At 67.2% G+C, this 12208-nt stretch carries 10 protein-coding genes and 1 tRNA gene; 6 read left to right on the top strand and 5 right to left on the bottom strand.

Annotation, left to right across the window (positions count from 1 at the left end; translation table 11 throughout):
* Window positions 1-222: 222 nt before the first annotated feature.
* The 3 genes from L8H00_RS08845 to L8H00_RS08835 all read right to left on the bottom strand — a co-directional run bounded on the left by L8H00_RS08845 (window position 223) and on the right by L8H00_RS08835 (window position 3423).
* Window positions 223-299, bottom strand: a tRNA-Asp gene (locus L8H00_RS08845).
* 44 nt (window positions 300-343) lie between these two features.
* Complete coding sequence (locus L8H00_RS08840; protein ID WP_242097066.1) at window positions 344-1468, bottom strand: AI-2E family transporter; 1125 nt, start codon at window positions 1466-1468, stop codon at window positions 344-346.
* 233 nt (window positions 1469-1701) lie between these two features.
* Window positions 1702-3423: a class I adenylate-forming enzyme family protein gene (locus tag L8H00_RS08835; RefSeq protein ID WP_242097065.1), complete on the bottom strand. Its 1722-nt coding sequence runs from the start codon at window positions 3421-3423 to the stop codon at window positions 1702-1704.
* Window positions 3424-3587: 164 nt separating this feature from the next.
* Between L8H00_RS08835 and L8H00_RS08830 the strand changes: the two genes are divergently transcribed.
* From L8H00_RS08830 to L8H00_RS08805, 6 genes are all read left to right on the top strand, one after another.
* On the top strand, window positions 3588-4808 hold the full coding sequence (locus L8H00_RS08830; RefSeq protein WP_242096923.1) for a serine hydrolase domain-containing protein: 1221 nt from the start codon (window positions 3588-3590) through the stop codon (window positions 4806-4808).
* Between the two features lie 22 nt (window positions 4809-4830).
* Complete coding sequence (locus L8H00_RS08825) at window positions 4831-6846, top strand: 3-hydroxyacyl-CoA dehydrogenase NAD-binding domain-containing protein (RefSeq protein WP_242096922.1); 2016 nt, start codon at window positions 4831-4833, stop codon at window positions 6844-6846.
* Window positions 6843-8027 (top strand): acyl-CoA dehydrogenase family protein, encoded by a 1185-nt coding sequence (locus tag L8H00_RS08820; RefSeq protein WP_242096921.1) that lies wholly within the window; start codon window positions 6843-6845, stop codon window positions 8025-8027. The genes L8H00_RS08825 and L8H00_RS08820 overlap by 4 nt, the downstream gene beginning before the upstream one ends.
* Before the next feature lie 99 nt (window positions 8028-8126).
* Window positions 8127-9254, top strand: coding sequence for an acyl-CoA dehydrogenase family protein (locus tag L8H00_RS08815; RefSeq protein WP_242096920.1), 1128 nt, complete (start codon window positions 8127-8129; stop codon window positions 9252-9254).
* Between the two features lie 11 nt (window positions 9255-9265).
* Window positions 9266-10144: an acyl-CoA thioesterase II gene (locus L8H00_RS08810; RefSeq protein ID WP_242096919.1), complete on the top strand. Its 879-nt coding sequence runs from the start codon at window positions 9266-9268 to the stop codon at window positions 10142-10144.
* A gap of 75 nt (window positions 10145-10219) precedes the next feature.
* The gene (locus L8H00_RS08805; RefSeq protein WP_242096918.1) at window positions 10220-10627 is read left to right on the top strand and encodes a BLUF domain-containing protein; all 408 of its coding nucleotides are present in this window, start codon (window positions 10220-10222) and stop codon (window positions 10625-10627) included.
* A 1-nt stretch (window position 10628) separates the two neighbouring features.
* Here L8H00_RS08805 and L8H00_RS08800 read toward each other — a convergent pair whose 3' ends face one another.
* Window positions 10629-11426, bottom strand: a complete 798-nt coding sequence (locus L8H00_RS08800) for an SDR family oxidoreductase (protein ID WP_242096917.1) — start codon at window positions 11424-11426, stop codon at window positions 10629-10631.
* A gap of 11 nt (window positions 11427-11437) precedes the next feature.
* Window positions 11438-12208: an SDR family oxidoreductase gene (locus L8H00_RS08795; RefSeq protein ID WP_242096916.1), complete on the bottom strand. Its 771-nt coding sequence runs from the start codon at window positions 12206-12208 to the stop codon at window positions 11438-11440.

The following is a 12208-nucleotide window of genomic DNA, read 5'->3' as shown; positions in this document are numbered from 1 at the left end:
AGGGCCTGTACCGCGCGGCGCGGTGCTTGCGGAGCGAACGCTTCGACCGTCCCAGCGGGTCGCTGGACCGTTATTGCGAGCGTGAGCAAGGAATGGCTTGTGAGAATAACCCGCGGCTGGGGCGGATCGCGCCACGGGCAAAGCCCGCAACGTCGAACGGGGCATGGCCCCGGCGGTCGCGCTGACGCGTCTCGCAAACAGCTTCGCTATTTGCGTGCGCGCTGGCGCGAGTGACGGGGCTCGAACCCGCGACCTCCGGCGTGACAGGCCGGCGCTCTAACCAACTGAGCTACACCCGCTGAAGCAGCGTGGAGGCGCCAACTAGGCGAGGCCTCCAACCCTGTCAACCAAGTGTTTCATCCTTTTCGTTCGCCCGGCGCGAACGGCCGCGCGGCGGCTGCACCAGCGTGCCGTGTTCGAACAGGAAACCGGCGATATCGGGCTTGCCCGCGGCGCGCAGCACGGTCTGCAGGATGATGAGCAGCGGCACCGCGAGCAGCGCGCCCGTCGTGCCCCACACCCATCCCCAGAAGCTGAGCGAGATGAGAATCATGATCGGGCTGATCGTCAGCCGGTGACCCACCACCAGTGGCGTTATGACGTTCGCCTCCATCAGGTGCAGCCCGTACATGATCGCCGGCGGCAGCAACGCGCGCCAGATGTCGGCAAAGGTCATGAGCCCGCCCACCGCCAGCAGCAGCGCGCCGATCACCGGGCCGAAATAGGGGATATAGTTGAGCATGGCGACGATCCCGCCCCACATCGCGGGATAGGGCATGCCCACCATCCACAGCGCGAAGCCGGTGATGACGCCCAGCGTCAGGTTGATGACGGTGATCGTGCCGAGATAGGCCGAGACGTCGTCCACCACCTCCTGGATCACGCGCGCCGTCGCCATCGCGCCGTCGAAGCTGGTGCGGCCGGTGATCGTGCGCCGCCGCATCCGCGTCCAGCCGGACAGGAAGAAGAACACGATCAGCAGCCCGAACAGGAACTGCACGATCAGCGTCGGCGCCGATGTCGCGGCGAGTTCGAGGATCGAGCTGGGCGGCGCGGTGGCGGTGCTCGGCGCCTGGCGGATGGGTGCTGCCGCGACGGTGCGCAGCGTCTTGTTCACATATTTTTCGAGGCTCGAATAGAGTTCGAGCAGCGGCGCCAGATTGTGCTGGATGCGGCCGATCCGCGTCGGCAGCAGGCGGAAGAAATCGGTGGCCGGCACCACGATCGCGGCGATCGCCACATTGGCGGCGACGAGGAAGGCGACGACGCACGTCATGGCGGCGACCGCGGACGGCACGCCGCGCCGCTCCAGCCATTCGAGCACGGGCACCAGCGCCACCGCGATCACCAGCGATACGGTGAGCGGCAGGAAGAATTCCGACCCCGACTTAAGCGCGAAGGGGGTGGCGAGCACCAGCCCCACGCCCGCCGTCAGCGTGAGGGAGGCCAGCAGCCGGTCGCGCCGCATGGCGATGCGGACCGCGTCCGCGGCATCGACTCCGGCGGGAATGCCCAGGATATTGTCCCCGACCGGCGGCGCATGGGCCTCGGTGCTGCTGTGATCGTCGGCCATGGCCGCATGCTAGCCGGGTATCGCGGCGAGCACCATCGGCGTTGATGGGCGTGCGGTCGCGATCGGGGCAGGCGCCATTTCGCGCTATGCCTTTGATATCGCTCGAACAATCCCGCCGGCCGGACCCTCTAGGTGCCAACTTCGGCCCCGGCCCTTGCCGTCCGATCGTCGAACAGCGTCTTCAGATCCTTTTTCAGGATCTTGCCATTGGCGTTGCGCGGCAGCGTGTCCGCCACGAACCGGATCGCCACCGGCGTCTTGAACGCCGCCAGCCGCACGCGCACCCAGGCCTGCAACTCGGCCTCGCTGGCCGTCATGCCCGGCGCGAGATGGACGACAGCGGCCGGCTCCTCGCCGAGCGTCCGGTGCGGCAGCCCGATCAGCGCGGCGTCCGTCACCGCCGGATGCGCATAGAGGACGTTCTCCACCTCGATCGAATAGATGTTCTCGCCCCCGCGGATCACCATGTCCTTTGCGCGGTCGACGATGTAGAGAAATCCCTCCTCGTCCAGCCGCGCCAGATCGCCGGTGCGCACCCAGCCGTCGACGAACGTCTCCGCAGTCGCTTCGGGCCGGTTCCAATAGCCCTTCACCACCATCGGCCCGCGCACCCAGAGTTCGCCGATCTCGCCCGTCGACAGGTCCACCGTGCCGGTCTCGTCCCTGATCCGCAGATCGGCTACGGCGACGGGCGGCCCGGCGCTGGTGGGCCGGTTCAGATAATCCTCGCCACCGAAATTGGTGACCGTGGCCATCGTCTCGGTCATGCCCCAGCCATTGCCGGGCAGCGCGCCGAACTCCTCATGGATGCGCCGCACCAACTCGGGCGCGGACGGTGCACCGCCATAGGCGATCGATTCGAGGCTGGAGAGATCATAGTTCGCGCGATCGGGATGTTCGAGCAACTGCCATGCGATCGTCGGCACGCCGCCGGTCACGTTCACCCGCTCGGCCTGGATGATCTCCATCGCGCGCACCGTGTCCCAGCGGCGCATGAACACCATCGTGCTGCCCGTGGCGATCGCGCCCATCATCCCCGCCGAGCAGGCGGTGACGTGAAACAGCGGAATGACGGTCAGCATCGTCCGCGGCGCCGGGGGGGCCGGCATCTCGCCCCGGCGCAGCGCGGTGCGCGCGGCGGCATAGCCCGACGACAGGATGTTCGTCGTCAGATTGCGGTGGCTGCCGAGCGCACCCTTGGGTCGCCCGGTCGTGCCGCTGGTGTAGAAGATCGTGGCGGGGTCCTCCGGCGCGACCTCGGCCTGCGGGATGGCGACATCGGGCAATTTCGCCCAATCGCGCGGCAGGCCCAGCACCTCCTCCAGCCGCGTGGCGGGCGATGCGAGCGGCGTGGTGGCGCGAGTCACCAGCACCTGTTCCAGAGCGGGCAGCGCGGCATGATCCTGCGCCAGCCGGGCGTAGCGATCGCCGTCCACGATCAGCACCCGGGCACCGGAATCGGTCAGGCCATATTCCAGCTCCGCGCCCGTCCACCACGCGTTGAGCGGGACCGCGATCGCGCCGATCGACACCGCCGCGAAGAACGCGACCGGCCATTCGGGCAGGTTGCGCATGGCGATCGCGACCCGGTCGCCCTTCCCCACCCCCCGCGCGATCAGCGCCCGCGCCAGCGCCGCGGTGGCACGGTGGGTGGCGTCATAGGTGATGCGCTCGTCCTCATGGATCACGAACAGCCGCTCGCCATGCGCCTTGGCGGCAGCGGCGATCCCGCCGAGCGTGGGCGGCGCGTTCTTCCACACCCGCGTGTCCACCCCGTCGACCGCCACGGTTTCCATCTCGAACCGCTGGCCCGGCGCCGTGAGCAGCCGCTCGGTTTCGGCGATCGTCATCGCGGGCCATGCTGGATCGAGGGCGATGATCGGTTCGCTGGCCAAGGCACGCACTCCAAGTTGAATTCCGGGTTTGCCCCTGGGGGCTCTGATCGCAAGGTTAGAGTTGATTCCTGCGCCGCTCAAGGCAATAGGACCAGGACGCTTCGAACCAGAGGTATGGCGTGCAGACTGCAAATCCCGAAAGCTGCGGCTTCGATGCCGGACGCCTGGCGGCGATCGATGCGATGCTCGCGGAGCGCTATGTGGCGAGCGGCAAATTGCCGAACGCGCAACTGCTCGTCGCGCGCGAAGGCCGGATCGCGCATTTCTCCAGCACCGGTGCCGCGCGTGAACAGGGCGCCCCGGTCGACGAGACGTCGCTGTTCCGCATCGCATCGATGACCAAGCCGATCACCTCGGTGGCGTTCATGATGCTGGTGGAGGCCGGCAAGGTGGCGCTCGACACGCCCGTCCATCACATTCTGCCCGAATTCGCCAAGCTCTCGGTCTATCAAGGCGGGGGCGCCGGCGTGCCCTTCTCGACCCGCCCGCTCGCGGAGCCGATGCGGATGGTCGACCTGCTCCGCCATACCGCGGGGTTCACCTACGGCTTCCAGAACCGCACCAACGTCGATGCGGCCTACCGCGCCGGCAAGATCGAAAGCTGGCACGGCAACCATGATCTCGACGGCTTCGTCGCGGCGCTGGCCGAACTGCCGCTGGAATTCTCGCCGGGGCAATCCTGGAATTATTCGGTCGCGACCGACGTGCTGGGCGCCGTGGTGCAGCGCGTATCGGGCATGCCGCTCGACCGGTTCTTCGCCGAACGAATCTTCGCGCCGCTCGGCATGGACGATACCGGCTTCACGGTGCCCGCCGACAAGGTCGATCGCCTGACCGACTGCTACACCTTCGACCCCATCAAGGGCCGCGTCATGCTCGACCGTGGCGCCGCCAGCGCGTGGAGCCGGCCGCCGCAGCTGCTTTCGGGCGGCGGCGGGCTCGTCTCGACCGCGCTCGATTATCATCGGTTCTGCACCATGTGCCTGAACGGCGGGACGCTGGACGGCGCGCGCATCCTTGGGCGCAAGACGCTCGAGCTGATGACGCGGAACCATCTGCCCGGCCAGTCCGATCTCGCCTCGATGTCGAAGTCGCTGTTCAGCGAGGCGACCAATGCCGGCACCGGCTTCGGACTCGGCTTTGCGATCAACGACGATGTCGCCAAGACGATGATTCCCGGGTCGCAGGGCGAATATTATTGGGGCGGCATGTTTTCGACCGCCTTCTTCGTCGATCCGGTCGAGCGTGTCACCATGGTGTTCATGACCCAGCTCGCCCCCAGCAGCCTTTACCCCATTCGCCGCGAATTGAAGACCATGATCTACGCGGCGCTGATCTGACGACGATGACAGGAGAGCAGGAATGACGTCCCCCATCCGCACCGAGCGCCACGGCGATGTGCTCGTGATCGTGTCGAACAATCCGCCCGTCAACGCGCTGGGCGCCGCCGTCCGCCAGGGGCTGGAAGCCGCGATCAAACAGGGCGTGAACGACGACAGCGTTGCCGCGATGGTGATCCGCTGCGACGGCCGCACCTTTTTCGCGGGCGCCGACATCACCGAATTCGGCAAGCCGCCGGTCGAGCCGGGCCTCCCCATGGTCGTGGACATGATCGAGGCGTCGTCCAAGCCGGTGGTCGCGGCGATCCACGGCACGGCGCTGGGTGGCGGATGCGAGGTGACGCTTGGCTGCCACTACCGGGTCGCGGTGCCGTCGGCGAAGATCGGCACGCCCGAGGTGAAGCTCGGCCTGCTGCCGGGTGCGGGCGGCACGCAACGCATTCCGCGGATCGCGGGCGTGAAGCTCGCGCTGGAGATGACGGCGAAGGGCGATCCGATCTCGGCGAAGACGGCGCTGGATACCGGGCTGATCGACCGGATCGTCGGCGAGGACAGTCTCGTCGCCGACGCGATCGCCTTCGCGCAGGAAGTTGCGCACAAGCGCCCCCTGCCCCGCGCATCCGAAAAGACCGCCCAGCCCGATCCGGAGGCGGTGGCCGCCTTCAAGAAGGAGAATGCACGCCGGTTCCGTGGCTTCGAAGCGCCCGCCGCGAACATCGCCTGCGTCGAAAAGGCAACCGATGGTTCGAGCTTCGCCGACGGCATCGCGTTCGAGCGGCAGGAGTTCATGCGGCTGATGACCGGCGTCCAGTCCGCCGCACAGCGCCACATCTTCTTCGCCGAGCGGCAGGCCGCCAAGATCGACGACGTTCCCGCCGACACCACGCTGCGCGACATCAAGCGCGTGGGCGTGATCGGCGCCGGCACGATGGGTGGCGGCATCGCGATGAACTTCCTGTCGGCCGGCATCCCGGTGACGATCGTGGAAATGCAGCAGGAGGCGCTCGATCGCGGCACCGGCGTGGTGCGCAAGAATTACGAGGCGTCCGCCGCCAAGGGCCGGCTGAAGCCCGGGCAGGTCGAGGCCGCCATGGGCGCGCTCAATCCGACGCTCGATTTCGCCGCGTTGGCGGAATGCGATCTGGTGATCGAGGCGGTGTACGAGACCATGGAGGTGAAGAAGGACATCTTCACCAAGCTGGATGCGATCTGCAAACCCGGCGCGATCCTCGCCTCGAACACGTCCTACCTCGACATCGACGAGATCGCGGCGTGCACCAGGCGTCCGCAGGACGTCGTCGGCATGCACTTCTTCTCGCCCGCCAACGTCATGAAGCTGCTGGAGGTCGTGCGCGGGGAAAAGACCGCGAACGACGTGCTGGCGACGGTCATGGCGCTCGCCAAGAGGATCAAGAAGGTCGCGGTCGTGGCCGGCGTCACCTATGGCTTCATCGGCAACCGCATGCTGATGCCGCGCCAGGTCGAGGCGAACAAATTGCTGATGGAGGGTGCGACCCCCGAGCAGATCGACCGCGTCCATGTCGCGTTCGGCATGCCGATGGGGCCGTTCCAAATGAGCGATCTGGCGGGCGTGGACATCGGTTGGCATCGCGATCCGAGCCGCATCGAGAACATTCGCGACGCGCTCGCCGCCGAAGGGCGATGGGGGCAGAAGAAACAGGCCGGTTTCTACGATTATGACGAGAAGCGGCAGCCGACCCCCTCGCCCCGCGTCGCCGAGATCATCGAGGAGTTCCGCGCCAAATCGGGCAGCAATGTCCGCGAGATCACCGACGAGGAGATCGTCGAGCGCACGCTCTATCCGATGGTGAACGAAGGCGCGCTGATCCTCGAAGAAGGCAAGGCGCAGCGCGCGAGCGATGTCGATGTCGTGTGGATCTATGGCTATGGCTGGCCCATCTACCGTGGTGGCCCGATGTTCTGGGCCAAGACCGAAGGCTATGACAAGGTCGTCAAGGGATTGGAAAAGCACGGCTTCACCGTCGCGCAGAGCCTGAAGAACGGAACCATCAAGTGAGCGATCTCGACACCTTCCGCACCGAAACCCGCGCCTGGCTGGCGGAGAACTGTCCGCCCGAGATGCGCGAGCCGGTCCGCACCGACAAGGACGTCTGCTGGGGCGGCCGCAACTTCACGCCATCGAGCCCGGCGCAGAAGGACTGGCTCGACCGGATGGCGGCCAAGGGCTGGGCCGTGCCCGATTGGCCCAAGGCCTATGGCGGCGGCGGGCTCAGCCCGGCCGAAACCAAGATCCTGCGCGAAGAGATGGCCGCGATCCACGCGCGCAATCCGCTGAATTCGTTCGGCATCTCGATGCTCGGGCCCGCTTTGCTCAAATACGGCACCGAGGAGCAGAAGCTCGACCACCTGACCAAGATCGCGCGCGGCGAGATCCGCTGGTGCCAGGGCTATTCCGAACCCAATGCCGGTTCCGATCTCGCCGGCCTCGCCACGTCGGCGGAGGACAAGGGCGACCATTATCTCGTCAACGGCCAGAAGGTGTGGACGAGCTATGCCGACAAGGCGGACTGGATCTTCTGCCTCGTCCGCACATCGAAGGAATCAAAGCAGGGCGGGATCAGCTTCGTGCTGTTCGACATGGCCTCGCCCGGCGTCTCGACCAAGCCGATCCTGCTCATCAGTGGCAACTCGCCGTTTTGCGAGACCTTTTTCGACAATGTCGAGGTGCCCAAGGTCAACCGCGTTCACGACGAGAACAAGGGCTGGGACGTAGCCAAATATCTGCTCGGCCACGAACGCGAGATGATCTCGGGCATGGGGCTCGGCGGCCAGGGCGAGAACCCGTTGGTCATCGGCGCGATTGCGACGGTGGGGCTGGGTCATGACGGCCGGCTGGCCGATCCGCTGCTGCGCGCGTCGATCGCGCTGTTCGAGGTGCGTGCCAAGGCGTTCGGGGCGATGTCCGAACGGTTTATCGACGAGCTGAAGGCCGGCCGTGCCCACCCGGCCCAGCCGAGCATGATGAAATATTACGGCACCGAGCTGAACAAGAGCCGCCACGAACTCATCATGGCGGCCGGCGGATCGGACGCGCTCGAATGGGACAGCGAAGCCAGCCATGGCGGCGCCGCGCCCCGCGCCTGGCTTCGCACCAAGGCCAACTCGATCGAGGGCGGCACGAGCGAGATCCAGTTGAACATCATCGCCAAGCGGATCCTGGAACTGCCGGGGGCCTGAGCCGCCCCCGGCCGCCACGCCCGCGCATGCGCCGGCGTGGCAGTGCACGGACACTCCGGAGGTGCCCCCGTCGCGGGGCACGACGAAAGAAAGAAGACCATGCCTCTCTATCTCGACGACGATCAGACCACGCTCCAGGACACGATCCGCGACTTCGTGGCGGAGGCCGCCCCCGTCAGCCATATGCGCGCGCTTCGCGATGCGGAGGATGCGACGGGCTTCAGCCGCGATCTGTGGAAGCAGTTCGCGGAAATGGGCTTCACCGGCATCCTGATCGGCGAGGACCTGGGCGGCCTCGGCATGGGCCATGTCGAGGCCGGGATCGTGCTCGAGGAGATCGGCCGCAATCTGTCCCCCTCGCCCTTTCTCACCACGTCGGTGGCAGCCGTGGAGGCGCTCAAGGGCAGCGCGCAGGCGGAGCGCTGGTTTCCGGGCATCGTCGCGGGTGAAACCGTGGCGGCACTCGCGATCGACGAGGGCGCGAAGCACCGCGGCACGGTCGCGATGACCGCCGAGCGTTCGGGCAACGGCTTTCGCCTGTCCGGTGCGAAGCGCTTCGTCGTGCACGGCCATGTCGCCGACCTGCTGATCGTCGCCGCGCGCACCGCCGGCAGCCCCGACGATGCCGCCGGTGTGACGCTGTTCGCCGTGCCCAAGGATGCCGCAGGGCTGTCCGCCGATGCCGAGCGGCTCGCCGATTCCAGCCTCGCCGCGCGCCTCAGCTTCGACGGCGTCACCGTCGATGCCGATGCCGTGATCGGCGAGGTGGATGCCGGCCGCGACCCGCTCGACCGGCTGCTGCGGGCGGGGCGCACGGGCGCGTCGGCCGAACTGCTCGGCGTGGGCCGCGGTGCGATGGACCGGACGGTCGGCTATCTCAAGGAGCGCAAGCAGTTCGGCCTGCTGATCGGCAGCTTCCAGGCGCTCCAGCACCGCGCCGCGCATCTCTATTCCGAGATGGAGGTCGCACGCGCGGCGGTGCTGAAGGCGCAGCAACTGCTCGACGCCGGCCATGACCGTGCCGACGAAGCCGTATCGGTGGCCAAGGCGATGACCGCACTCGCGACCACGCTGAGCGTGCAGGAGGGCGTGCAGATGCATGGCGGCATCGGCATGACCGACGAATATGATATCGGCTTCTATATGAAGCGCGCGCGCGTGCTGGCCGAAGTGTTCGGCGATGCCAATTTTCACGCGGACCGGCTGGCGGTCGCGGCGGGCTATTGATGGCGCCCGACATGCCAGCCGACGCATCTCGCGATGCCCTGGCGCACGGGCTGGTCGATCTGCTCGAGGTGGAGGAGATCGATACCGACCTCTATCGCGGCAAGCGCCAGCCCGGCGGCATCGGTCGCGTGTTCGGCGGGCAGGTGATCGCGCAAGCGCTGCAAGCCGCGCAGCGATCGAATGACGGCCCCAAGGCGGCGCACTCGCTGCACGCCTATTTCATGCGTCCGGGCAGCGAGGATCATCCGATCCTCTTCCGCGTGGTGCGGGATTTCGAGGGGCGCAGCTTCGCGACGCGGCGCGTGATCGCGATGCAGAAGGGCCAGCCGATCCTCAACATGGCGGCCTCCTTCCAGACGCCGGAGGAGGGGCTGCATCACCAGGACGCGATGCCCGACGTGCCGCCGCCCGAGGCGCTGCAGTCGGAACGCGCGTTGCGCGCCGAGGCGATCGACGACATCCCCGAAAAATACCGCCGTCACCTGCTGCGCGCCCGGCCGATCGAGATCCGCCCCGTGCATCCCCGAAGCTGGTTTCGCCCGGAGGTTCGCGAACCGCATCAGGCAAGCTGGTTTCGCCTGTGCGCACCGATCGGCGACGATCCGGCCCTGCACCGTGCGATCCTTGCCTATGCCAGCGACATGTCGCTGCTCGGCACGTGCACCTTGCCGCACGGCGTCAACTGGATGACGCACAATCTCCAGACCGCGAGCCTCGACCATGCGCTCTGGCTGCACGAGGACTTTCGCGCCGATGACTGGCTGCTCTACGCGACCGACAGTCCATGGGCGGGGCACGCGCGCGGGTTCAACCGGGGCAAGATCTTCACGCGCGATGGCCGGCTGGTCGCCAGCGTGGCGCAGGAAGGCCTGATCCGGCTGCGCGATTGATCCAGGTTGAAGGCGTCGTTAACGGTTCATTGGAACAGTGATTTTACGGTGATCCCAATCACTTGGGAGTCACGGATGAAGCGGCTACTCTATATCAGCACGACACGAACGCCGCTGGACGACACCACGCTGGAGTCGATCCTGACGGCGTCGCGGCGCAACAATGCGCGGGTGGGCGTGACGGGCATGCTCGTCGCCGGCGGCCGGCGTTTCCTTCAGGCGCTCGAAGGTGAGGAGTCCGCGGTCGATACCGTCTATGCGCGCATCGCACGGGACGAACGCCATCATGCGATCGTGCTCCTGTCGCAGGACCGGATCGAGACGCGCAGCTTCGAAGCGTGGAGCATGGGCTATCGCCGCGCCGGCCCGACCACCGTCTCGAACGACCTTCACGCCACCGTCTCCCAACTGACGGCGTCCATCACCGACGCCAATCTGCGCGCCTATTTCACCAGCTTCGCCCAGCTCCACACCGCCGCCTGATCTAGGCGGCGGTTTTGCCATAGTCCTGCCGGGTGACGGGGTGGCTGGACGACAGCCCGCCATCCACCACGATCGCCTGACCATTGACATAACTCGCCGCATCCGACGCGAGGAACGCCGCGACCTCGGCCAGCTCTTCGGGCTGGGCGCCACGGCGAAGCGGATTGAGGCGCCCTACCCGGTCCATCTTGTCGGCCTCGCGGGCATAGTCGAACACGGGCTTCGTCATGCCGGTCTCGGTCAGGCCCGGGCAGACCGCATTGACGCGGACGTTCGATCCCGAAAGCTGCTGCGCCGACACCTGCGCCAGGTTGATGACACCGGCCTTGGACGCCGAATAGGCGGGCGAACCCGCGCCCGATCGCAGCCCCGCCACGCTCGCGGTCAGCACGATCGCGCCCCCGCCGCGCTCCGCGATCCTGGGTGCCGCATGTTTGATCGCGAGAAACGGGCCGATCAGATTGACGCGCAGCACCTCGGTGATGAGCGCGACATCGGTGTCGAACAGATTGGCCATGCCGCCGGAAATGCCGGCATTGGCGAACAGGATGTCGAGGCCGCCGAAGCTGTCGCAGGCCAGTGCGATCGTGCGGATCACGTCCGCTTCGTCGCCGGCGTCCATCTGGATCGCGCGCGCATCGCCACCATCGGCGGCGATCCTGTCGACCGTGGCCTGCGCGCCCTCGCTTCGATCCGCGACGATGACGCGACCGCCTTCGCGCGCGAACAGCAATGCCGTGGCGCGGCCGATTCCGGATCCGGCACCGGTGACGACGATCGACTTGTTCTCGAAACGCATGGATCGCTCCCTCAGATCGTAACGCCGCCGTCGATCACCATGACCTGGCCCGTCATGAAGCCACTGGCGGGCGCGGCGAGATAGACGACCGCGCCCGCGATCTCATGCGGCTCGCCGATCCGGCCGAGCGGCGTGGTGCGGTTGCGCTCGGCCACCGCGGCTTCGTCTTCCCACAAGGCCTTGGCGAAATCGGTGCGGATCAGGCCCGGCGCGATGCAGTTCACGCGCACCCCATCGGGGCCGAATTCATGCGCCAGGTTGCGCGCCAACTGCATGTCCGCGGCCTTGGAGATCGCATAGGCGCCGATGATCGGGGTGCCCCGCAAACCGCCGATCGACGAGACGATGACGATGCTCCCCGCTTTGCGCGCGCGCATCTCGGGCGCCACCATCGCGATCAGCCAATGGTTGGACAGAATGTTGTTGTCGAGCACCTTGCGGAACTGCTCGTCGCTGATCCCGGCCTGCGGCCCGTAATAGGGATTGGAGGCGGCGTTGCAGACCAGCACGTCGATCCGGCCGAAGCAGCGGCGCGTCTCGTCCACCAGATGCTGCAGCGCGGCCTTGTCCGAGATGCTCGCGGCGACCGCCAGCGCGGTGCCCTTGCCGAAGCGCGCGTCGATCTCGGCGGCGACCGCATCGCACGCGTCCTGCTTGCGGCTGGAGATCACCACCTTCGCCCCCTGTTCGGCGAGCGCGAAGGCGGATGCCTTGCCGATCCCGCGCGACGAACCGGTGATGACCGCGACCGTGCCGCGCAGATCGAAGAGCGTCGTCGTCAT

The sequence above is a fragment of the Sphingomonas sp. CROZ-RG-20F-R02-07 genome (assembly GCF_022662335.1).
Taxonomy (GTDB): Bacteria; Pseudomonadota; Alphaproteobacteria; order Sphingomonadales; family Sphingomonadaceae; genus Sphingomonas.
Note: the sequence above shows the minus strand (reverse complement) of the source record. Positions and strands in the feature narration are given on the sequence as shown.